This window comes from Streptomyces chengmaiensis, from assembly GCF_029846775.1.
Lineage (GTDB): Bacteria > Actinomycetota > Actinomycetes > Streptomycetales > Streptomycetaceae > Streptomyces > Streptomyces chengmaiensis.
Genome location: NZ_JARWBG010000017.1, coordinates 115,574 through 137,530 on the forward strand (window position 1 = coordinate 115,574; position 21,957 = coordinate 137,530).

A 21,957-nucleotide genomic window follows, 5' to 3' on the forward strand; every position below is an offset into this window, starting at 1 on the left:
GACCCTGGAAGGGCATTCCCCCTTGTGGTGCAGCCGCGACGAAAGGCGCTCGCGCCCTCGTCGCAGTACGGCCGAGGAGGTCCTGCTTGTGCGCACGACCTGGCGCTCCGCCTCCATACTGGCCACGGTCACGGTCCTTCTGTGGGCCACTCCGACCGTGTCCCAGCCGCACCGCCGGACCTCCCAGCCGACCGCGCAGCCCACCTCGCGGGCCGCGGAGGCGCAGCCCACGGCTCCGCGACCTGTCTACCAGGCCGAGTGCCGGCTGGCCGTCGAGGGCTCGCGTGCCACCGCGTACTGCCACAACCCGTATCCTCAGGCCGACCTGGTCCGGCTGCACATCGAGTGCGACCGCTGGTGGGACATCGACGTCGACACCGCTCCCGTCGAACTCGGCGCGGCCGGATACGCGCAGCTCACCAGCCGCTGCTGGAAGGAGATCCACTCCGCGTGGGTCAGCCATCAGCCGACGGAGAGTCGCGCAGGCACATGAACGGATAGCTCGCCGCCTCCGCGGCCGCCGCCTCTCCGTCGCCGCTGCGGACCGCCTCGACCAGCCGGGCGTGGTCCATGTGGTTCTCCGGGCGCAGTTCGCCGCCGACGTCCCCGCGCAGCCAGTCGCGCAGCAGATCGCCCAGGTCCGCGTAGAGCCCCGTGAGCACCTCGTTGTGAGAGGCGGCCACCACCGCCAGATGGAAGGTGGTGTCGGCGGCGACGAAGCGCTCAGCGTCCCCGGCGGACCACGCCTCCTCGCGTCGGGCGAGCAGCGTGTCCAGTTGCTTCAGGTCCTTCTCGGTGCGCCGCGCCGCGGCCAGCCGCGCCGCCGAGGACTCCAGGGTGGAGCGCAGCTCGGCGATGTGCCGGGGGTCGGCGTCGGCGAAGCGGCGGTGCATGACGCCCGCGAGTTCGCTGGTCGCCACGACATAGGTCCCCGAGCCCTGGCGGATGTCCAGCAGACCGTTGTGGGCGAGCGCCCGCACGGCCTCGCGCACGGTGTTGCGGGCCACGCCGAGCTGCTCGACCAGCTCGGGCTCGGTCGGAATCCGCGAGCCCACGGGCCACTCGCCCGACGTGATCTGGTTCCGCAGCTCGGAGATCACCTGATCCGAGAGTGCGGAACGCCGGGGTGAGCTCAGCGCCATCGTGTCGCTCCTTCTGCGTGCCATGAGGGCAGGTCGCCGATTGGACAGCCAATCATCCCATGATTCTATGATGGGCGGCATGCCCGACGAGACCGACACCCAGATCCCGACAGAGACACACGCACGGCCCCGGACGCCGTCCTCCAACCTCCGCGAGGACGGCTCCCGCACGTCCGGCTCCAGAACGCGGCCCTCCGTCTGGGGCCCCCGGCTCGTCATGGCAGGCATCGTGCTCGCCGCGCTCAACCTCAGGCCCGCCATCACCAGCCTCGGAGCCCTCCTCGAAGAGGCCCGCGTGGGCCTGCACATGAGCGGCAGCGTCGCCGGTGTGCTCACCTCGGTGCCGCCACTCTGCTTCGCGGTCTTCGGAATCGCCGCCCCGCGGCTCGCCCGCCGCTTCGGTCCCGGCGCGGTCGTATGCGCGGGCATGGCCGCCATCGCGACCGGACTGGCCGTCCGTCCCTTCGCCGACGCCACCCCCGCCTTCCTCGCGGCCAGCGCCCTCGCCCTGATGGGCATCGCCGTCAGCAACGTCCTGATGCCGGTGATCGTCAAGCGGCACTTCCCCGACCGCATCGGCTCCATGACCGGGCTGTACTCCATGGCCCTGGCCCTGGGCACCTCCCTGGCCGCCGCCGCGACGGTCCCCATGACCCAGGCCCTGGGCGGCGGCTGGCGCGCGGGGCTCGGCATATGGGCCGTGCTCGCCGCCGTCGCCGTACTGCCCTGGCTCGGGCTGATCCGCGACCGCACCCCCGACGCCGGCCCGCACGGCTCCGAAGGAGCCCGGCACGGCTCAGGCGCCGGTCGGCACGGCTCCGAAAGCCCCCGCCGCACCGATGAGGCGGCCGAGCGGGCCGCCGCGGCTCCCCGCGTCATCCGCAGCCGAACCGCCTGGGCGCTCGCGGGCTTCTTCGGGCTCCAGGCCACCGGCGCGTACATCACCATGGGCTGGATGCCGCAGATCTTCCGGGACGCCGGGGTCTCGGCAGGCACGGCGGGGCTGCTGCTCGCCGTCACCATGGTCATGGGCGTGCCGCTGGCGTTCGTCATCCCCCGGCTGGCCGCCCGGATGCGGCATCAGGGGCCCATCGTCGTCGCCCTCGGGCTGTGCGGACTCAGCGGCTACCTCGGGCTCGTCCTCGCACCCGCGGCGGGGGCCTGGGCCTGGGCGCTGCTGCTCGGCGTAGCCAACTGCGCCTTCCCACTCGCCCTCACCATGATCGGCATGCGGGCCAGGACCGGCGTCGGCGTCGTACGGCTCTCGGCGTTCGCCCAGTCCGTGGGCTATCTGATCTCCATCCCGGGGCCGACCGTCGTCGGCGCGTTCTACCAGCACAGCGGCGGCTGGGGGCTGCCGCTGGCCCTGATGGCGGGGCTGACGCTGCCGCAGATGGCCGTCGGGGTGCTGGCCGGCCGGGACCGGACGGTCGAGGACGAATGCTGAGGTGCGAGACTGGGCCCATGCCCGTACTCGACCCGAACCCGCCCCAGGGCCAGAAGAAGCTCCTCATGGTCTTCGGCGCGATGCTCGCCATCACCGTCGTCATCGGCGTGATCGCCTCCATCGCCGCGCCCTGACAGACCGCACGCCCGCCCTGACAGACCGCACGCCCGTCTTGCGGACCGGCCCGTCTTGCGGACCGGCCGCCGCGGGACCCGCCCGCACCGTGGACCGGCCGCTCCGGACACGTCGGGGGTGGGGCTGGCACCCCCATCCCCTAGGGGGTCAGGCTCAGGGACAAGTGGGTGGGTTGCCGGATGGGCCGGCCGCAGCGCGATCCGTAGGTTGGAAGCAGTTCCCACCACCGCATCGCGAGATCCACGGAGGCGGCCATGTCGGCCCATGCGCACATCACCACCCGCCGCCCCCGCGCCCGTGCTCCCCGCGCCGGCCGCAGGCCCATCGCCCTGGGCGGCGCGGAAGCCCGGCTGCCGTGGTGGGCCCTCACCCTGCCGCTGATCGCCTTCGTCTGCCTCCTCGCTCTCATCATGGACAAAGGCCCGGCGGAGGCCGCGGGAGATCCCGCCCTCGGCCGGCTCCTCGAGCACATACGGCAGACGTTCACGGGCTGACGGCCGCGGTGATCATCCGTTCACCCGTCACGGGGGGAGGTCGTCAACACCCTGCGCCCTGTGGCGCGTTTCATGCGAAGCTGGGATGCATGAGCGTCGCAGAACTCCGCAGGATTGTCCTCTTCCGGCATGCCAAGGCCGACTGGCCACAGGTGACCGACCATGAGCGACCGCTCGCCGAGCGGGGCCGCAAGGACGCCCCGGTCGCCGGGCGCAAGCTGGCGGACACCGGCATCGCCTTCGATCTGGCCCTCTGCTCGACCGCCACCCGGACCCGCGAGACCTGGAAGCTCGCCGTTCAGGAGTTCCCGCGCCGGCCGAAGACCGTCTACGAGGAGCGGGTCTACGAGGCCTCGCCCGGCGAGCTGATCGCCGTGCTCAACGAAACCCCGGACGACATGCAGAACGTCCTCCTCATCGGCCACAACCCCGGCGTGCAGGGGCTCGCCGACATCCTCTCCGCGGAGTCGGAGGGGGACGCCGGCGACCGGATGGCCCGCCGCGGCTTCCCGACCTCCGCGTTTGCCGTGATCTCGTTCAGCGGCACCTGGAAGACGCTGGAGCCGGGCGTCGGCACGCTGGTCGACTACTGGGCGCCGTCCAAGTAGCCGGTCTCCGCGCCACGGGCTGGAAGGGCGGAGTCCCGGCACCGCTGCGGTGCCGGGACTCGGTTCGCTCAGCGGAGGGCCGTTTCACCCGGCTTTCCGCCGGGCCCTGTATCGCCCGGCCCCGCATCGCCCGGTTCGCCCGGCCAGGTTTCCGCCCGGCCCGGGCCGTGTCGTGGACGGCTCAGTCCTCGTCGATGTCCGCCGCCTCGACCTCTTCACGGGTGATGCCCAGCAGATACAGCACCGTGTCGAGGAACGGGACATTGACCGCGGTGTGCGCGGCCTCGCGGACGACGGGCTTCGCATTGAAGGCGACGCCCAGACCGGCCGCGTTCAGCATGTCGAGGTCGTTCGCCCCGTCGCCGATCGCCACGGTCTGCGCCAGGGGCACCCCCGCTTCCGCCGCGAACCGGCGCAGCAGCCGCGCCTTGCCCGCACGGTCCACGACCTCGCCGACAACCCGGCCCGTGATCTTCCCGTCGACGATCTCCAGCGTGTTCGCCGAGGCGAAGTCCAGTCCGAGACGGTCCTTCAGATCATCGGTGACCTGGGTGAAACCGCCCGAGACAACGCCGACTTGGTAACCGAGCCGCTTGAGCGTGCGGATCAGGGTCCGGGCGCCGGGGGTCAGCGTGACCTCGGTGCGCACCTTCTCCACGACGGAGGCGTCGAGCCCGGCAAGCAGCGCGACCCGGGCGTGCAGCGACTGTTCAAAGTCCAGCTCTCCCCGCATCGCGGCGGCGGTCACCTCGGCGACCTCCTTCTCACAGCCTGCGTGCGCGGCGAACAGTTCGATGACCTCGTCCTGGATGAGCGTCGAGTCGACGTCCATCACCACCAGCCGCTGCGCCCTGCGGTGCAGCCCGGCGGAGACCACGGCCACATCGACGCCGATCTCCGCGGCCTCGGTGGCCAGGGCCGTGCGCAGCGGTTCGGTCTCCACACCGGAGATGTCGAACTCCACGGCCGTGACGGGGTACTTCGCAAGCCGGTAGATACGGTCGATATTGCCGCCCGCACCGGTGATCCTGGCCGCTATGGCGGCGGTGGACTCGGCGGTGAGCGGGTGCCCCAGCACGGTGACATGGGAACGGCCGCTGCCGCGCGGCCGGTTGTCGCCGGTGCCGGAGATGATCTCAGCCTGGAGCTTGCGTGAGTCCGCCCAGCTGTGCACGGTGGCGCGCAGCTCACCCTCGGCGGTTGCGCCGCCGGTCGGCGCGGTGACGAGCGCACACAGCATGAGGCGGCCGCGGGCGACGACCTGCTCGATGTCGACGACGTCGACGGAGTAGGCAGCGAGGGTGTCGAAGAGGCCGGCGGTGATGCCGGGACGGTCCTTCCCGAAGATCTTCACGAGAAGGGTGCGTACGGCTGGGGTCTGCGATGCGCTCATGGTGCTTCCACCGTATCGGGCATACGGGGGAGCCACCTCCCCCGTCCCGCCACCCGGACAGACCTGCGCCACATCGTCCCCTGCAGTTTTCCCCAGCTTCCCCGGCCGTTCGCGCCCATGTGACTCCCTCTGCCCCCTTGACCAGGCCCCCTCCCGCGCCTGGCGGGTGCTGGAGTCCGCCATGCCTCCCGGACAGCCCGCGCCTGGCGGCAGGCCGGAGTCCGCGCCGTCCCTCTGTTCCGTGTCGGGCCCGGCGGCATGCTGGTCACCCACCCCCGCGTCCCCGCCCGTCCCACCTCCCCGGCAGCCTCAGGTACGGGTTGGTGTCCGGGTTCGGCGCCCGGTACGAGGGGGCCGACGGCTGGTACGGCCCCGGGGAGTCCGGGGCGCCGCCACGAGGCTCGCCCCGCATCAGGGCGTACACCAGCAGCCCCCCGACCGCCCCCGCCCCCGCGCCCCACACAGCGCCCAGCAGCGCAGCCACCCCGGTCGCCCCCCGCAGGGCGACCTCCGCGCCCACGGCGTCGATGCCCAGCACGGACAGCGACGCATCCACCGACACCCCCGTGAGCCACACCAGCAGCGCCAGCCCGGCCCCCGCCGCCAGCCCCAGCCGCAGCGCCGTACGTACGGTGAAACGGGTCGCCGAGCAGCCCCAGGTCTCCGTTCCCCAGGACCGCTCCGCCGCCAGGACCCCCGCGCAGAGCATCGCCACGCCCGCTGCCACGGAGAGCAGCCACACCCGGCCGTCCAGCTCGGCCAGCCGGCCCACGGTCACCGGGCCGGTGGACCCCGAGGAGACCAGCAGCTCGTCCAGCGGATGGGGCAGCACCCGCTCCAGGCCACCGGTCACCCGGCCTTCCCAGGGAACGAAGAGCCCGAGCGACAGGCCGACCCAGACGCCGTTCGGCGCGCCGAGCAAGGCTGCTCCGGCGATCCGGCCGGGGTTCTCGTCCCCGATCGCCGCGTATCCGGCCGCCGCGTACCCGGCGAGCACAGCCGTCAGCGCGACCGTCACCACCGCCGACACCGCGGGACGCACCTTCCGCACCGCTTCCCACACCGCGCCCCGGGGCAGCGGAGTGCGGCGTGAGGACAGCAGAGCGACGATCAGCACGCCGACGACCCACACCGCCGCGCCGGCCAGCGAGTCCGCCGTATTGACGCTGTAGCCCACGGCGGCCTCGGCCCGCACCGGCTCACCGGTCCCGCCGGGGAGCAGATCGCCCACCACGGGCAGGTCCGCGGAGGGGACCTCCACTTCCAGGCCGTCGATGGTGATGACGTCGTGACCCGCCCACGCGAGCCCGCCCGTCATCGCCACGAAGAGCACAGCCACCGCGGCCGCCCGCGCGAGCAGCTCCGGTGCCGCCAGATGTACGGCGTACGGCCGCACTATCCGCAGCGAACGCAGAAAGACGTACGCGAGGAGCAGCGCCCCGACCAGCCCCACACCCAGTGGCGCGATGTCGACGGCCGTCCGCGCCTGCGCGCCGCCGTCGATGCCGAAGGCGGACACATCGCCGGTCGGCGTCACCGAGCCGCCGATGGCGAGCACCACCGCGGCGGCGGTCATCGGCCCCACTGAGGCGGTCGCATCAGCCCCCAGCAGATGCAGCCCCAGCGCCGCCGCACCGGCCATGCCCGCCAGCGCCCAGCTCACCGCGGCCACCGCCGACAGCAGGACCCTGCCCCACCGCACCGACGGCGTCCGCCTGCCGTTGTCGTCGTACCTGACAGAGTCCATCCGGACCCCCCGATCCCCCCACTGGGCTTTGGCCCAGTTGTCCCCAACTGCGCATGTTCCGTGCGCAGTCATGGGTTCTTACTACTCTCCGGGGTAGTTTCTCCCCCGTCAACGGCCATCCCGAACAGGTCTTCACAGGCCCGACTTTCAGTTGGGGGACCGGGCCTGAAATAGTTCCCCCCGATGTTCGCCATCCCTAGACTCCCTGTGATGGGGGTCACTCGGGGGACAACTAGTGGGGCATGGAGTGCCGGAACTCGTACTGGAATTGAACGGAAGGACCTGGACGCTCGATCCGTCCAGGACGTATACCCTGGGACGTGATCCGCAGGGCGATCTGGTGGTCGAGGACGCCAGGGTTTCGTGGCGGCACGCCACCCTCAGCTGGGGCGGCCGCAGTTGGGTCATCGAGGATCACGGCAGCACCAACGGCACCTATGTGCACGGTCAGCGGATCCACCAGATGGAGATCGGCCCCGGCGCCGCAGTGCACTTGGGCAATGCCACCGACGGCCCGCGGCTGAGTCTGTCCGGAGCCGCGTCCGCGCCGCAGCAGGCGCCCGCGCCGGCGCACGCTCAGGCGACACAGGTGGCCCCGCAGCAGCAAGGCTGGCAGCAGTCGCCCCCTCAGCAGCCCGTGCAGCCACAGCCTCAGCCGCAGCAGCCCGTGCAGCCGCAGCAGCCCCAGCAACCCGCCGCCGCGGCTCCAAAGCCTCAGGTGCCGCACCAGCAGTCTGGACATGCAGCGTCCGGCGGCGCCGCGGGGGCGCCGCCGGTCCACGGGGACCGCAGCCCGACCACGTTCCACCAGCTCGCCCTCGGCCGTGTGATGCGCATCGGCCGTGCGCTGGAGAACGAACTGGTCGTCTCGGACCTCCAGGTCTCGCGCCACCACGCGGAGTTCACCGCCACCCCTGACGGCCGTTTCGAGATCCGCGACCTCGGCTCCCACAACGGCACCTATGTCAACGGCCAGCCGATCGCAAAGTCCTCCTCCGTCGTCATCGGCCCGAACGACATCGTCGGCGTCGGCCACTCCACCTTCCGGATCGTCGGCGACCGCCTGGAGGAGTTCGTCGACACCGGCGAGGTCTCCTTCTCCGCCCGCCATCTCACGGTGACGGTCGACGGCGGCAAGCAGATCCTCAAGGACGTCAGCTTCGGCGTCCCGGAGAAGTCGCTGATCGGCGTCATCGGCCCGTCGGGCTCCGGGAAGTCCACGCTGCTCAAGGCGCTCACCGGCTACCGGCCCGCCGACCAGGGGGACGTCCTCTACGACAACCGCAGTCTCTACAAGCAGTTCGCCGAGCTGCGCCAGCGCATCGGTCTGGTCCCGCAGGACGACATCCTGCACAAGGAGCTGACCGTCCGCACCGCCCTGAGGTACGCGGCCAAGCTTCGCTTCCCCGGCGACACCGCCGCGGCGGAGCGCGAGGCCCGCATCGACGAGGTGCTGCGCGAGCTGAAGCTCGACATCCACAAGGAGAAGAAGGTCACCGCCCTCTCCGGCGGCCAGCGAAAGCGTGTCTCGGTCGCCCTGGAGCTGCTGACCAAGCCGTCACTGATCTTCCTGGACGAGCCGACCTCCGGCCTCGACCCGGGCATGGACCGCGATGTCATGCAACTGCTGCGCGGTCTCGCCGACGACGGGCGCACCGTCCTCGTCGTCACCCACTCCGTGGCCGAGCTGGCGCTGTGCGACAAGCTCCTCGTCATGGCCCCCGGCGGTTCCGTCGCCTACTTCGGCCCGCCCGACGAGGCGCTGAACTTCTTCGGCTACAGCACCTGGGCCGATGTGTTCTCCGCCTTCGAGAACTACCGGGACTACGACTGGGCCGGACGCTGGAAGGGCTCGCAGCACTACCAGCTGTACGCCGCGGACATCGACGCGGTCGCCGCGCAGTCCGTAACGATGCCGCCCGCCCAGGCGATGCGCCCGCCGAAACCACAGGGCTGGTTCGCGCAGCTGTGGACGCTGATGCGCCGCTACTCCTCGGTGATCGCGTCCGACAGGGGCTTCATGGCCCTGATGGTGATCCTGCCGGCCGTCCTCGGCCTGGTCTCCGTCGTCATCCCGGCGGACTTCGGCCTCGCCCCGCCCAAGCCGCCGAGCAGGTTCAACGGCGACGCGGGCACGATCATGCTGATCCTCGCGGTCGGCATGTGCTTCTCCGGCGCGGCAAACTCCGTACGCGAACTGATCAAGGAACGGGTCATCTACGAACGGGAACGGGCCACCGGCCTGTCCCGGTCCGCCTATCTGATGTCCAAGGTGATCGTCCTCGGTGTGATCACCGCCCTGCAGGGCATCATCATCTGCGGCATCGGCTTCGCCAGCCGCGAGCTGCCCCCCGAGGGCCTGATCATGCCCCCGGCCGTCGAGCTCTGCCTTGTCGTCACCGCGCTCGGCTTCACCTCGATGATGTTCGGCCTGGTCATCTCCTCGCTGGTGAAGACCGCCGAGAAGACGATGCCGCTGCTGGTCATGTTCGCGATCGTCCAGGTCGTCTTCACCGGCATCCTCTTCCAGGTCTACGACTCGCCCGGCCTGGAGCAGTTCGCCTGGCTGATGCCGTCCCGCTGGGCCATCGCCGGCGCCGCCACCACGCTCGACCTGTCCCGTCTGATGCCGCCGTGGGACCCGAAGAACCCCACCAACTTCGACCCCCTGTGGGAGCCCACCGCGGGCCAGTGGGGCCTCAACATCACCATCCTGCTCGCCATCGGAGTGGTCTGCGGAGTCGCCGTCGCCCGACTGCTGCGCCGCCACGAGCCCGAGGTGATGCGCAAGTAACGTGCCGCCCGAAGCACATGCGGCACGCCGAAGGGCGGCACCCCTGTTTCGGGGTGCCGCCCTTCGGCACGGGCGGCGCCGGCGTGGAGGGCGACGCCGCCCGCGTCCGCTCAGTCCACCTGCACCAGTCCGCTCGCCCGCGTCAGTCCGCTGCTCAGTACGGGCCGTCGACGTTGTCGATCGAGCCGTACCGGTCGGCCGCGTAGTTGGCGGCCGCGGTGATGTTGGCGACCGGGTCGTACTGGCTCTTGGCCGTGCCAGGGACGTGGTAGGCGTCGAACGTCGGCTTGATGACCTGCAGCAGGCCGATCGACGGGACGCCGTTGCGCGCGTTGATGTCCCAGTTGTTGATGGCGTTCGGGTTGCCGCTGGACTCACGCATGATGTTGCGGTGCAGCCCCTCGTACGTGCCGGGGATGCCGTGCTTCTTCATGATGGCCAGCGACTCGCGGATCCAGCCGTCCAGGTTGTTGGCGTAGACCGGCTTGCGCTCGGCGGCGCGGCTGGCGGCCTGCTCCTTCTTGCGCTTCTCGGCGGCGGCCTTCGCCTTGGCCTTCTTCTCGGCCTCCGCCTTCTTCTTCGCCTCGGCCTCGGCCTTGGCCTTCTTCTCGGCCTCCGCCTTCTTCTCCGCCTCCGCCTGCTCCTTGGCCAGGCGGTCGAAGACCGACTGCTGCTCGGTGATGCTCTTCTGCATCAGCGGGGCCGACTCGACACCCGAAGCCCACGCCACCGGAGCAGCCGAGACCTCCTTCGTCTGGGCGTCGGCGGAAGCGTTGCCCGGGACGAGCGAGAACGCGAGGGCGGCGGCGCCAACGGCGGCGACACCGGCGATCGAGAACTTGTGGGTCTTCTTCAGGCGGCTGTTGCCAGGGGTGAACGCAGACATGCAGACGTACCTCTTCGAATAGCGCGGGATGGTCGCAACATGCCGGGCGGCATTCCGCTCATCGGCGGCGACCGGACGCAATTCTTAGCGGCAGCAAAATCATGTGGCAAAGGTGTGACGTACTATCCCCGCTAGTGGATCAGGGTGTCCGAAAGGTGCCCTTTCGGCCGTCTAGCCCCCGCTCACGTCATGCTTATCCCGCCACTAGCGCACTTCGTAAGTGATGTACGTCCTATGTGCGGGCTCACATCGGGCCCGCGGAGACCTCACCAAATGTTGCGTCAGCAATTCAAAGAGTGAGGGTTGTCATCCCGCAGTATGAGGTGGCTGTCGCCGAACTCGTGCCAGAGATAGAGATGCTCCAGCGCCTCGGTATATCCGCGGCACAGCGCCTCCCGGCCCGCGATCGCCTCCAGCATCAGCAGATGTGAGGCCGTGGGCTCGTGCAGCCCGGTCAGGAGCCCGTCCACCGCCCGCACCCCGCGCCCCGGCGTGACCACCAGATCCGTCCAGCCCGACGCCGCCCGCACCACACCCCGGTCGTCCGCCGCCGTCTCCAGGGCCCGCACCGCGGTGGTCCCCACCGCCACCACGCGCCCGCCCGCCGCGCGTGCGGCGTTCACCAGCCACGCCGTCGTCGCCGGCACCTGGAAACGCTCCGGATACGGCGGCTCGTGGGCCTCCGCCGACGCCACCCCCGTATGCAGCGTGACGGGAGCGAACTGCACCCCCCGGCTCACCAGCTCCGCCACCAGCCCCGTTGTGAAGGGCCGCGCGGCCGACGGCATCTCCGCGGAGCCCGAGCCGTCGGGGGAGGGCAGCGCGAACACCGTCTGATACGCGCTGAGCGGCTGGTCGCGTTCCGTGTACCCGTACCGGATCGGTCTGCCGTGCCGGTGCAGCAGCCGCCCCACGTCCATGGGCGCGTCCGCCCACCACAGCCGGTCGGCCCCCGGCACGAGCGGCCGGCGCAGCACCAGCCGCGTCCCGCCTCTCAGCCGCACCACCGCCCCCGCCGGGCCCCCGGGCGCGGCACCGTGCTGCCCGACCCGTCCGGCGTCCGCAGCTCGACTGCCCACCGCCGGCCTTCGCCCCGCGTCGAGAAGTGCACCACGACCGGCTCCCCGCCCGCCTGCTCGACGCCCATGCGCGCGTCGACGGCGGCGGGCAGCGTGGGCGACGTATTGACCACCAGCACATCGCCCGCCCGCAGCTGCCCCGGCAGCTCACGGAACGCACGGTGCGACACCTCGACACCGCGCGACACCAGCAGCCGCACATCGTCACGGCCCGCGCCGCGCACCTCCGGCGGCACCCGAGCCGACAGCTCCGGCGGAACACTCAGCGAATCCAGCGTCTCCAGCACGCCCGCCACCGCTTTCACCCCCCGGCTCACTCTGCGTCCAGCAGCGCCTGCGCCGTGTGCCGCCCGCTCGCCGGCCGCTTCTCCAGCAGCCGCAGAAACTCCCTTGCCACCGACTCCGGCGCCGGCCGCGGATCACGGTCGTCCGGAACGGCCGCCGCATACAGATCCGTCTGCATATCGCCCGGGTCCACCCACCACACCCGCAGCCCCGGCTCCTCCACGGCCAGCACCGCCGCCAGCTGGTCGAGCGCCGCCTTCGAAGCCCCGTAACCGCCCCACGTCTCATACGCCTCGGCCCCGGCGTCCGAGCTGACGGCGATCAGCGTGCCGGCCGCGGACGCACGCAGCAGGGGCAGCGTCTGCTGCACAAGCCCCAGCGCGGCCACCACATTCGTCTCCAGCGCACGCCGCAGCCCCGCGAGCGGCAGCGCCTCCAGCCGCACCAGCGGCTCCGCGCCCAGCGCACTGGCATTGCTCACCAGCAGATCGAGACCCCCCAGCCGCTCGGCCGCGGCCGCAAGCTCCGCACGGTGCGCCCCGTCGGTGACATCCCCGGGCACCGCGGTCACCCGCACCCCGTGCTCCCGGGCCGCCCGCGCGCTCTCCTCCAGCGGTCCCGCCGACCTGGCATCCAGCACCAGATCCCAGCCACGCTGCGCCAGCGCCCCGGCGAGCGCCCTGCCCAGTCCCTTCGAAGCCCCCGTGATCATCGCTACAGGCATGCGGTCCATCCCCTTCCATGGCTGCTGTGACGGACCCAGCCTCGACCCGCCGCAGGTGCCGTCGCCTCGTCCCCCGGCCCCGACCCGGAAGGGCACTTCGGCCTAGGTCCGCAGCCCCAACCGGCAGCCGTCCCCAGACGGATACGGACTGTCACACCCCGCCGGTACGGTGAATCCATGAGCGATCGATCCAGCTCCGGCCTCTCCGCCGTGAGCACCGCGCTGCTCGCGATGAGCCGACACCTGGAGGTGCGCGACGTCCTGAAGACGATCGTCGCCTCGGCGCGCGAGCTCCTCGACGCCGAGTACGCGGCCCTGGGCGTGCCCGACGACCACGGAGGCTTCGCCCAGTTCGTGGTCGACGGCGTCAGCGACTCCCAGTGGAAGGCGATCGGCCCGCTCCCGCGGCAGCACGGCATTCTCGCCGCGATGCTCCACGAGGCGAGGCCGCAGCGGCTCGCCGATGTCCGCAAGGACCCCCGCTTCGAGGGCTGGCCCACCGCCCACCCCGACATGTCCGACTTCCTGGGGCTCCCCATCAAGGACGGCGACGAGATCATCGGCGCGCTCTTCCTCGCCGACAAGCGCTGCCCCCGCCCGCCCGGAGGGGACGGCTGCGGCTTCACCGAAGACGACGAGGAACTGCTCTCGATCCTCGCCCAACACGCGGCGATCGCCCTGACCAACGCCCGGCTGTACGAGCGCAGCCGGGAGCTCACCATCGCCGAGGAGCGCTCGCGGCTCGCCCATGAGCTGCATGACGCGGTGAGCCAGAAGCTGTTCTCCCTGCGGCTCACCGCCCAGGCCGCCGCCGCCCTCGTCGACCGCGACCCGGGGCGCGCCAAGGGCGAGCTGCGGCAGGTCGCCGAGCTGGCTGCCGAAGCCGCCGACGAACTGCGCGCCGCCGTGGTGGAGCTGCGCCCCGCCGCCCTCGACGAGGACGGTCTGGTCAACACCCTCCGTACGCAGATCCAGGTGCTCGACCGCGCCCACAGCGCCCGGGTCAGCTTCGACAGCAGCGGCATTCGCGCCCTGCCCGCCGCCCAGGAGGAGGCGCTGCTGCGCGTCGCCCAGGAAGCCCTGCACAACGCCCTGCGCCACGCGGAGGCCGACGAGGTCCGGGTCGCCCTCGTCCGCCGCGGCGGCGGCGCGCTGCTCAGCGTCACCGACAACGGCAGGGGGTTCGACCCGAAGGCCGTGCGCCGCGCGGGCCGCCACCTGGGACTGGTCTCGATGCGGGACCGCGCCGGCGGCGTCGGCGGCAGACTGACCGTCCAGTCGACGCCAGGCATGGGCACGACGATCGAGATGGAGGTCCCCGGTGGGTGAAGACAAGAGGGACAGTGGCCAGCACTTCGAGAGAGGGGTGGTGGTGGGCGACGGGGATGTGGGGGGCGGTGCGCAGCACTTCGAAAGAAGGGTGGTGGTGGGCGACGGGGATGTGGGGGGCGGTGCGCAGCACTTCGAAAGAAGGGTGGTGGTGGGCGACGGGAGGGCGATCAGAGTCCTGTTGGTCGACGACCACCAGGTGGTCCGCCGGGGCCTGCGGACCTTCCTCGAGGTCCAGGACGACATCGAGGTCGTCGGCGAGGCCGGCGACGGAGCGGAAGGCGTCACCCGCGCCGAGGAGCTGAAGCCCGACGTGGTGCTGATGGACGTCAAGATGCCCGGAGTCGACGGCATCGAGGCGCTGCGCAAGCTCCGCGAGCTCGGCAACGCGGCCCGGGTGCTCATCGTCACCAGCTTCACCGAGCAGCGCACCGTCGTCCCCGCCCTGCGTGCGGGCGCGTCCGGCTACGTCTACAAGGACGTCGACCCGGATGCGCTGGCCGGCGCCATCCGCTCCGTGCACGCGGGCCATGTGCTGCTCCAGCCGGAGGTCGCCGACGCGCTGCTCTCCCAGGACGATCCGGTGAACGGCACGGGCCGCGGAAGCACGCTCACCGAACGTGAGCGGGAGGTCCTCGGCCTCATCGCCGACGGCCGCTCCAACCGCGAGATCGCCCGGGCGCTGGTGCTGTCCGAGAAGACGGTCAAGACGCATGTCTCCAACATCCTGATGAAGCTGGACCTGGCGGACCGCACCCAGGCGGCGCTGTGGGCGGTGCGCCATGGCCTCGCCGGATGACCTTCGGCGGCGAGACCCCCATGGGCGGGCTGCGGAAGATCGACCGACGCGCAAGGCTGCCCGTGGGTTGTGCAGATCGTCGCCCCGCAGTCAGAGATTCATACCGTCGTGTGTATGTAACCCACGTGGCGCATCCAGATCGGGCCAGGGCCGTTCTCCATGGCGTGCTGCGACGGACGGTCGCGGCGAATGCCTAGGAGGATTTCGAAGTGAAGAACCTGAAGAAGGCCGCGACCCTGACCATGGTGGCCGGAAGCCTTGTCGCGGCAGGCGCTGGTGTGGCCTCCGCCAGTTCTCACGCTGACGGCTACGCCAAGGACTCCCCGGGCTTCGTCTCCGGCAACCTGATTCAGGCTCCGGTCCACGTCCCGGTCAACGTCTCCGGCAACTCCGTGAACGTGGTCGGCGTGCTGAACCCCGCCTTCGGGAACCTCGCCACCAACAACTGACGCGGTACGCCACCCGCGCAGTGGCCACCGGACCCCGGCCCCTCCCGCCGGGGTCCGGTCTGCTTCGCCGCTCGCAGCGGAGAGCTACCGCGTTCCCCGCTCCCGCTCCTCCACATAGGCGTTGTACGCGGCCACTTGGGCCCGGCGGGCCACCCGCTCCACCGGACGCAGCGCCGCGACCCGTGCCGCCATCTCCGATGCGCTCACCGCACTGCCGTGCCCGTTCTCGTACGCCACCGAGATCAGCAGCCCGATCCGCTGGGCCAGCTCCAGCACCCGCGCCGCCCTCGGCGGATAACCCGGTGCCAGCCGCTCGCCCGGCCCCCGAGCCGCCCGCGCCCGGTAGGCGTCCACCGCGGCCTCGGCCACCGGCCCCGACGCCGCCACATCCAGCCGGGTCAGCACGGCCGTCGCCTCCCGCAGCGCCTCCGCGAGCTCCCGCTCCGCCTCACCGAGCGAGGGCACATCCGCGGGCGGGGCCTCCCGCACCGGCAGACAGTGCCAGACGACCTCGACATGAACATCCCCCTCGGGACCGGCCTCGTCCACCTCGGGCACCAGCCCGTACGGGGCGCCCACGGCGACGACCGCCTCCTCGGCCTGAAGCGCCCGCACATTGAACTCCGGCGGGCCGCTGAGCCCCAGCGGATGCCCCGGCGCGGGCAGCGCGACCCGGTACCCGGTCACCCCGAGGCCCCGCAGCCGCCCGAGTGCCAGCGTCAGCCCGACCGGCGCCGCTTCGCCCGGCAGCCCCTCCATCCGGTGCACCGCGTCGCCGCCGACGACGGCGAGCGCCGCCTCATCCGGTGATACAAGTCCGGCCAACAGGGCATTTCCCCAAGCGGCCAGCCGTCCTGAGCGTGGTTCCGATTGCATGGACCCAGCGTAGGTACCGGGCCTGAGGACGGAGCCACCCGACCGGTGGCGTAGGTTTGTCTGGGAGCCACGCCCACAGGCGGACAAAAGGCCACCCAACACCTCAAGACGATTGCATGGGGAGACAACGCGCTCATGAGCGATGTACTGGAGCTGGTGGACGTATCCGTGGTCCGCAACGGACGCGCTCTGGTGGACGACGTCTCCTGGTCGGTCAAGGAAGGCGAGCGCTGGGTCATCCTCGGCCCCAACGGCGCCGGCAAGACCACCCTCCTCAACATCGCCTCCAGCTATCTCTTCCCCACCACGGGCGAGGCCCACATCCTCGGCGAGCGCCTCGGCCGCGTGGACGTCTTCGAGCTCCGCCCCCGCATCGGCATGGCCGGCGTGGCCATGGCCGACAAGCTCCCCAAGCGGCAGACCGTCCTGCAGACCGTGCTCACCGCCGCCTACGGCATGACCGCCACCTGGCACGAGGACTACGACGCCGTCGACGAGGAGCGCGCCCGCGCCTTCCTCGATCGCCTCGGCATGACCGAGTACCTGGACCGCGCCTTCGGCACCCTCTCCGAGGGCGAGCGTAAGCGCACGATGATCGCCCGCGCGATGATGACCGACCCCGAGCTGCTGCTCCTCGACGAGCCGGCGGCCGGACTCGACCTCGGAGGCCGCGAGGACCTGGTACGCCGCCTCGGCCGCCTCGCCCGCGACGCCTACGCCCCCTCCATGATCATGGTCACCCACCATGTCGAGGAGATTCCGCCCGGCTTCACCCATGTGCTGATGATCCGCCAGGGCAAGGTGCTGGCCGCGGGCCCGGTGGAGACGGAGCTCACCTCGCGCAACCTCTCGCGCTGCTTCGGCCTCCCGCTGATCGTCGAGCACCACGACGGCCGCTGGACGGCTCAGGGCCTCCCGCTCGGCTGAACCGGCCGCACACCCCCCGGTCCTTCGGCGCGCCGCATAAACCCGCAGTGCGTCACCTCAGAGCGAAAGACGACCCCTGTCCCGAGCGCGACCGGCGGTCCTACCATGACCACGTGGACATCGACGCATGGGTGTGGTGGCTGATCGGCGCGGTCGGACTGGGCATTCCGCTCGTGCTGACCGCCATGCCGGAGTTCGGCATGCTGTCCGCCGGAGCGGTGGCCGCGGCGGTCACCGCCGCGCTCGGCGGCGGCACCGTGCTCCAAGTGCTCGTCTTCGCCGCCGTGTCCGTGGCCCTCATCGCGGTCGTACGGCCCATCGCCAGCCGCCACAGAAACCAGCGCGGGGGACAGTTCGCCAGCGGAGTCGATGCGCTGAGAGGCCGTCAGGCCGTCGTTCTGGAACGGGTCGACGCCGGCGGGGGCCGGATCAAGCTCGCCGGGGAGATCTGGTCGGCACGTGCCCTCGACGCCGACATGACCTACGAGGCGGGCCAGCAGGTCGACGTCGTCGAGATCGACGGCGCCACCGCGGTGGTCATGTGATGACGACGCCAACCGTCCCCACAGCAGGCCGAGTTCTGAGAAACTCGATCATCGGATTCATACGGCAGCGAAGGGCACAGGGAACGCGATGCAACCGATCATCATCGTCCTGATCATTCTGGTGGTGCTGGTCTTCATCGCCCTGATCAAGACGATCCAGGTCATCCCGCAGGCCAGCGCCGCCATCGTCGAACGGTTCGGACGCTACACCCGCACGCTGAACGCGGGCCTGAACATCGTCGTCCCGTTCATCGACTCGATCCGCAACCGGATCGACCTGCGCGAGCAGGTCGTGCCCTTCCCGCCCCAGCCGGTGATCACCCAGGACAACCTGGTCGTCAACATCGACACCGTCATCTACTACCAGGTCACCGACGCCCGCGCCGCGACCTATGAAGTCGCCAGCTACATCCAGGCCATCGAGCAGCTCACCGTCACCACCCTGCGGAACATCATCGGCGGCATGGACCTGGAGCGGACCCTGACCTCCCGCGAGGAGATCAACGCCGCCCTGCGCGGAGTCCTCGACGAGGCGACCGGCAAGTGGGGCATCCGCGTCAACCGCGTCGAACTGAAGGCCATCGAGCCGCCCACCTCCATCCAGGACTCGATGGAGAAGCAGATGCGCGCCGACCGCGACAAGCGCGCCGCGATCCTCACCGCGGAGGGCATCCGCCAGTCACAGATCCTCACCGCGGAAGGCGAGAAGCAGTCCGCGATCCTGCGCGCGGAAGGCGAGGCCAAAGCTGCCGCGCTGCGCGCCGAGGGCGAGGCCCAGGCGATCCGTACGGTCTTCGAATCCATCCACGCCGGCGACGCCGACCAGAAGCTCCTCGCCTACCAGTACCTCCAGATGCTCCCGAAGATCGCCGAAGGCGACGCCAACAAACTCTGGATCGTCCCCAGCGAAATCGGCGACGCCCTCAAGGGCCTCAGCGGCGCCATGGGCAACATGGCCGGCCTCGGCCCCCTCGGAGGCAACGGCGGAGGCGTCAAGTCCGCCGCGCCCACCGGTACGGAGCGCCGCGAACAGCCGACCATCGACTGAGGCGCGGCGAGCCGCATGAGACGAGGCCCGTACGAGCACCCGACAGGGGCTCACACGGGCCTCACCCGTCCGCGGACTGCTATGCGGCCGACTGCGTGACAGCAGTCCGCGCCGTCAGCCACTGCGGCAGCGCCGCACGCTCACCCGCCCGCAGCCCCAGCAGCATCGCTTCGGCGGGCGACGGCACAAACGGCTTGTGCAGCAGCGGCATCCCCGCCGCCTCCGGCGTGCGGTCGGCTTTGCGGTGATTGTCCTCCGCGCAGGAGGCCACCGTATTCAGCCAGCTGTCCGTACCGCCGTGCGACTTCGGCACCACATGGTCGACGGTCGTGGCCCGCTTCCCGCAGTACGCACACCGGTGCTGGTCCCGCACCAGCACACCTCTCCGCGACCACGGCGCCTGTCTTCGGAACGGCACCCGGACATAGCGGCACAACCTGATCACCTGAGGCACCGGAAGATCGACCTCGGCGCCGCGCACCCGGAGCCCGGGATGAGCCTGCTCGACGACGGCCTTGTCCTGAAGCACCAGAACGACCGCACGGTTCATCGTCACCGTCGACAGCGGCTCAAAGCTCGCATTCAGCACCAGCGTGTCACGCACCGCGCCCACCTCCCATGTTGGCTCGCTGCACCGCAAGGGGGTGCAATGGCCCGGCCAGCCCAGCCCTGTTGGCGGACCTGGGGCTGGATCAACTCTGGCCGGGTGCGCCGAGATGGACAACGCAATAAAAAAATGCCCTGCCCCGGTCTCCTCAAGACCAGGACAGGGCAAACAACAGGCGAACGATCAGCCCTTCGAAGAAGCTTCGTACTCTCCGAGGAGCTGCGCACGGGCGATCGTGTGGAAGCGCAGATTGAAGCCCACGACGGCCGGCGACACCTCCGCGCCGGGCCCCAGCTTCGCCTGGTCCACCGCGTACACGGTGAACACATACCGGTGGTTCTCACCGGCCGGCGGAGCCGCACCGCCGAAGTCCTTCGACCCGTAGTCGTTGCGCACCTGGACGGCCCCCTCGGGCAGCCCCTCGAACTTCCCGCTGCCCGCACCCGCGGGCAGCTCCGTCACCGACGCCGGGATGTCGAAGAGCACCCAGTGCCAGAACCCGCTGCCCGTCGGAGCATCGGGATCGAAGCACGTCACCGCGAAGCTCTTCGTCTCCGCGGGGAACCCCTCCCACCGCAGATGCGGCGAGGTGTTCCCCTTCGCATAGACCTGAGCGTCCGCCAGCTTCGCCCCCGGTGCGATGTCGTCGCTCACCACCGAGAACGACGGCACCACCGGATGAAAGTCATGCGGAAGGGGCGGCCTCTTGAGCTCCGTCACGTCTCAACCTCCGAATCGGATACGACCGGTCGGGACCGAGCCTAGAACCAGTTGCGGCGTCCGCCGACCTCCGCCAGCCACTGGTGGAGATACGCAGCCCAGTCGGTGGACTGGAAGTCGTGGTGGCTGACGGTGAAAGCCTTGTACGAGTCGCTGCCCTCGGTGAACAGACCCGGCTTCTTGTCCATCTCCAGCACGACGTCCATCTCGCGGTCGTCCGCCACGAACGTCAGCTCGACCTGGTTGAGACCCCGGTACTGCTCCGGCGCGAAGAACTCGATCTCCTGGTAGAAGGGCAGCTTCTGCCGCGTGCCCCGGATGTGCCCGCGCTCCATGTCCGCGCTCTTGAACCGGAAGCCCAGCTGGATGAACGCATCCAGGATCGCCTGCTGCGAGGGCAGCGGATGAACATTGATGGGGTCCAGATCACCGGAGTCCACGGCACGGGCGATGGCAAGCTCCGTGGTCACACCGATGTTCATCCCACGCAGCTGCTGACCCGCGATGGCCGTCACCGGCGTCTCCCACGGGATCTCCAGACCGAACGGCACCACGTGCACCGCCCCGGGCTGAACCTGGAACGCCCCACCCAGCTGCTGCTTGGTGAACTCGATGTCCTGCTTGTACTCCTGGTCGCCGCCCTCGACCTCTACCCGTGCCTGCAGGCCGACGGAGAGCGCCTCGATCGCCTGCTCGACCGAACCGCCCTCGATGCGCACCTCGCCCTGGACGACACCGCCCGGCACCACGTTCGCCTCGGTCAGCTCCGTCTCCACCGACGCACCGCCGGCCCCCAAGCTCGCAAGCAGCTTCTTGAAGCCCATGTTCACTCCTCCTAGGTCCTGACCTCTACATACGCGCGACGACCGTAGCCGGTTCCATGACTCCCGGCGCCGGGCCGTCGTTCCCCGGTACGCTCGGACGCCATGATCGAGAGCCCCGACCGTACGCCGTTGCCCCGGGACTTCTTCGACCGCCCTGTGCTGGAGGTCGCACCCGAACTCCTGGGCCGCATCCTCATACGGCTCACCGCGGACGGCCCTATCGAGCTACGCCTCACCGAGGTCGAGGCCTACGCGGGCGAGGTCGACCCAGGCTCCCACGCCTACCGCGGGCGTACGGCGCGCAATGCCGTCATGTTCGGCCCTCCCGGTCATGCATACGTCTACTTCACCTACGGCATGTGGCACTGCCTGAATGCGGTGTGCGGCCCCGAGGGAAGAGCGAGCGGAGTCCTGCTGCGCGCGGGCGAGATCCAGGTGGGGGCGGAACTGGCCCGGAAGCGCCGAATCTCGGCCCGCAACGACAGGGAACTGGCCAAAGGCCCCGCCCGGCTGGCCACTGCGCTCGCCGTCGGCCGCGACCTGAACGGCACAGACCTCTGCAACGGTCCCGACTCACCTCTGACACTTCTGCACGGCAGTCCACCGGACCCTGACCAGGTACGCAGCGGCCCCCGCACGGGAGTGGGCGGTGACGGCGCCCAGCATCCCTGGCGCTTCTGGATCGCGGACGACCCCACGGTCAGCCCCTACCGGGCTCATCTGCCCCGCCGTAGGTCGACTTGACTCCGCCTGCCGTGACACCTAACGTATCCCGAGCCGTTTGAGACGGGCACAGCTCTTCGAGCAACCCGAGGACGGCCATCCACTACTCACGATCAGCCCAAGCGGGTGCGGTTTCGGCGTGCCGAAAACAAGTCCGGGTGACTTCGTGTGGCTCAATTATGAGTCGCCGGGGAAATCGGCTAACGTGGTGAAAGCCGAAAGGCAGCCGAAAGGCGAAAGGCCCTCCAACGGCCACTGGAAACGGATTCCGCACCGGAAACGGAACGGGAAAAGGATCTGGTAGGGTTGGAAACACCGAAGGGAAGCGCCCGGAGGAAAGCCTGGACCGGTTGGTCGGGGTGAGTACGAAGGAAGC

22 protein-coding genes and 1 pseudogene are annotated in these 21,957 nt (G+C 70.5%); 13 read left to right on the forward strand and 10 right to left on the reverse strand.

Going from position 1 to position 21,957, the window contains the following annotated elements; all coding sequences use genetic code 11:
- Positions 1-88: 88 nt before the first annotated feature.
- On the forward strand, positions 89-493 hold the full coding sequence (locus QCN29_RS16710) for a hypothetical protein (protein WP_279928906.1): 405 nt from the start codon (positions 89-91) through the stop codon (positions 491-493).
- On the opposite strand, the gene QCN29_RS16715 is transcribed toward QCN29_RS16710, so the two are convergent.
- A complete protein-coding gene (locus QCN29_RS16715; RefSeq protein ID WP_240135782.1) occupies positions 456-1,142 on the reverse strand; it encodes a FadR/GntR family transcriptional regulator in 687 nt (228 codons plus the stop codon). The genes QCN29_RS16710 and QCN29_RS16715 overlap by 38 nt on opposite strands.
- Positions 1,143-1,221: 79 nt before the next feature.
- Between QCN29_RS16715 and QCN29_RS16720 the strand changes: the two genes are divergently transcribed.
- From QCN29_RS16720 to QCN29_RS16735, 4 genes are all read left to right on the forward strand, one after another.
- Positions 1,222-2,589 (forward strand): CynX/NimT family MFS transporter, encoded by a 1,368-nt coding sequence (locus QCN29_RS16720; RefSeq protein WP_279928908.1) that lies wholly within the window; start codon positions 1,222-1,224, stop codon positions 2,587-2,589.
- A gap of 17 nt (positions 2,590-2,606) precedes the next feature.
- A complete protein-coding gene (locus tag QCN29_RS16725) occupies positions 2,607-2,723 on the forward strand; it encodes an SGM_5486 family transporter-associated protein (RefSeq protein ID WP_275674673.1) in 117 nt (38 codons plus the stop codon).
- Positions 2,724-2,978: 255 nt separating this feature from the next.
- The gene (locus tag QCN29_RS16730; RefSeq protein ID WP_240135780.1) at positions 2,979-3,218 is read left to right on the forward strand and encodes a hypothetical protein; all 240 of its coding nucleotides are present in this window, start codon (positions 2,979-2,981) and stop codon (positions 3,216-3,218) included.
- Between the two features lie 89 nt (positions 3,219-3,307).
- A complete protein-coding gene (locus tag QCN29_RS16735; RefSeq protein ID WP_240135779.1) occupies positions 3,308-3,826 on the forward strand; it encodes a SixA phosphatase family protein in 519 nt (172 codons plus the stop codon).
- Positions 3,827-4,007: 181 nt separating this feature from the next.
- Here the strand turns inward: QCN29_RS16735 and serB are convergent, their stop codons facing one another.
- Both serB and QCN29_RS16745 read right to left on the reverse strand, forming a co-directional pair.
- Entirely contained in the window at positions 4,008-5,219 is a 1,212-nt protein-coding gene (gene serB, locus QCN29_RS16740) for a phosphoserine phosphatase SerB (protein WP_240135778.1), read from the reverse strand.
- A gap of 265 nt (positions 5,220-5,484) precedes the next feature.
- Positions 5,485-6,966: a streptophobe family protein gene (locus QCN29_RS16745; protein ID WP_318036711.1), complete on the reverse strand. Its 1,482-nt coding sequence runs from the start codon at positions 6,964-6,966 to the stop codon at positions 5,485-5,487.
- Positions 6,967-7,201: 235 nt separating this feature from the next.
- On the opposite strand from QCN29_RS16745, the gene QCN29_RS16750 reads away from it, so the two are divergent.
- On the forward strand, positions 7,202-9,760 hold the full coding sequence (locus tag QCN29_RS16750) for an ABC transporter ATP-binding protein/permease (protein WP_279928916.1): 2,559 nt from the start codon (positions 7,202-7,204) through the stop codon (positions 9,758-9,760).
- 154 nt (positions 9,761-9,914) lie between these two features.
- Here QCN29_RS16750 and QCN29_RS16755 read toward each other — a convergent pair whose 3' ends face one another.
- From QCN29_RS16755 to QCN29_RS16765, 3 genes and pseudogenes are all read right to left on the reverse strand, one after another.
- Positions 9,915-10,646 (reverse strand): transglycosylase SLT domain-containing protein, encoded by a 732-nt coding sequence (locus tag QCN29_RS16755; RefSeq protein WP_279928919.1) that lies wholly within the window; start codon positions 10,644-10,646, stop codon positions 9,915-9,917.
- Between the two features lie 281 nt (positions 10,647-10,927).
- A pseudogene (locus QCN29_RS16760) lies at positions 10,928-12,042 on the reverse strand (S-adenosylmethionine:tRNA ribosyltransferase-isomerase).
- The gene (locus QCN29_RS16765) at positions 12,039-12,734 is read right to left on the reverse strand and encodes an SDR family NAD(P)-dependent oxidoreductase (RefSeq protein WP_279928920.1); all 696 of its coding nucleotides are present in this window, start codon (positions 12,732-12,734) and stop codon (positions 12,039-12,041) included. Before QCN29_RS16765 ends, QCN29_RS16760 begins: the two are co-directional and overlap by 4 nt.
- A gap of 177 nt (positions 12,735-12,911) precedes the next feature.
- Here QCN29_RS16765 and QCN29_RS16770 point away from each other — a divergent pair, with 177 nt between their 5' ends.
- From QCN29_RS16770 to QCN29_RS16780, 3 genes are all read left to right on the forward strand, one after another.
- Complete coding sequence (locus tag QCN29_RS16770) at positions 12,912-14,063, forward strand: GAF domain-containing sensor histidine kinase (RefSeq protein ID WP_279928922.1); 1,152 nt, start codon at positions 12,912-12,914, stop codon at positions 14,061-14,063.
- Positions 14,064-14,214: 151 nt separating this feature from the next.
- The gene (locus tag QCN29_RS16775) at positions 14,215-14,862 is read left to right on the forward strand and encodes a response regulator (RefSeq protein ID WP_279928941.1); all 648 of its coding nucleotides are present in this window, start codon (positions 14,215-14,217) and stop codon (positions 14,860-14,862) included.
- 209 nt (positions 14,863-15,071) lie between these two features.
- Complete coding sequence (locus QCN29_RS16780) at positions 15,072-15,311, forward strand: chaplin (protein WP_279928924.1); 240 nt, start codon at positions 15,072-15,074, stop codon at positions 15,309-15,311.
- A gap of 84 nt (positions 15,312-15,395) precedes the next feature.
- On the opposite strand, the gene QCN29_RS16785 is transcribed toward QCN29_RS16780, so the two are convergent.
- On the reverse strand, positions 15,396-16,187 hold the full coding sequence (locus QCN29_RS16785) for a hypothetical protein (RefSeq protein ID WP_279928925.1): 792 nt from the start codon (positions 16,185-16,187) through the stop codon (positions 15,396-15,398).
- 135 nt (positions 16,188-16,322) lie between these two features.
- Between QCN29_RS16785 and QCN29_RS16790 the strand changes: the two genes are divergently transcribed.
- The 3 genes from QCN29_RS16790 (at position 16,323) to QCN29_RS16800 (ending at position 18,707) form a co-directional block, all read left to right on the forward strand.
- Positions 16,323-17,114, forward strand: coding sequence for an ABC transporter ATP-binding protein (locus tag QCN29_RS16790; protein ID WP_279928927.1), 792 nt, complete (start codon positions 16,323-16,325; stop codon positions 17,112-17,114).
- A gap of 113 nt (positions 17,115-17,227) precedes the next feature.
- Entirely contained in the window at positions 17,228-17,659 is a 432-nt protein-coding gene (locus QCN29_RS16795) for an NfeD family protein (protein ID WP_279928929.1), read from the forward strand.
- Between the two features lie 88 nt (positions 17,660-17,747).
- Positions 17,748-18,707, forward strand: coding sequence for an SPFH domain-containing protein (locus QCN29_RS16800; RefSeq protein WP_240135768.1), 960 nt, complete (start codon positions 17,748-17,750; stop codon positions 18,705-18,707).
- A gap of 79 nt (positions 18,708-18,786) precedes the next feature.
- Here QCN29_RS16800 and QCN29_RS16805 read toward each other — a convergent pair whose 3' ends face one another.
- The 3 genes from QCN29_RS16805 to QCN29_RS16815 form a co-directional block, all read right to left on the reverse strand.
- Positions 18,787-19,311 carry an HNH endonuclease gene (locus QCN29_RS16805; protein ID WP_279928932.1) on the reverse strand — a complete coding sequence of 175 codons (525 nt, stop codon included), beginning with the start codon at positions 19,309-19,311 and terminating at the stop codon, positions 18,787-18,789.
- A gap of 186 nt (positions 19,312-19,497) precedes the next feature.
- Positions 19,498-20,034, reverse strand: coding sequence for a YbhB/YbcL family Raf kinase inhibitor-like protein (locus QCN29_RS16810; protein WP_240135766.1), 537 nt, complete (start codon positions 20,032-20,034; stop codon positions 19,498-19,500).
- Between the two features lie 41 nt (positions 20,035-20,075).
- Positions 20,076-20,858: a sporulation protein gene (locus tag QCN29_RS16815; RefSeq protein ID WP_240135765.1), complete on the reverse strand. Its 783-nt coding sequence runs from the start codon at positions 20,856-20,858 to the stop codon at positions 20,076-20,078.
- A gap of 102 nt (positions 20,859-20,960) precedes the next feature.
- Between QCN29_RS16815 and QCN29_RS16820 the strand changes: the two genes are divergently transcribed.
- Complete coding sequence (locus tag QCN29_RS16820) at positions 20,961-21,602, forward strand: DNA-3-methyladenine glycosylase (RefSeq protein ID WP_279928935.1); 642 nt, start codon at positions 20,961-20,963, stop codon at positions 21,600-21,602.
- The last annotated feature ends 355 nt before the right edge of the window (positions 21,603-21,957 follow it).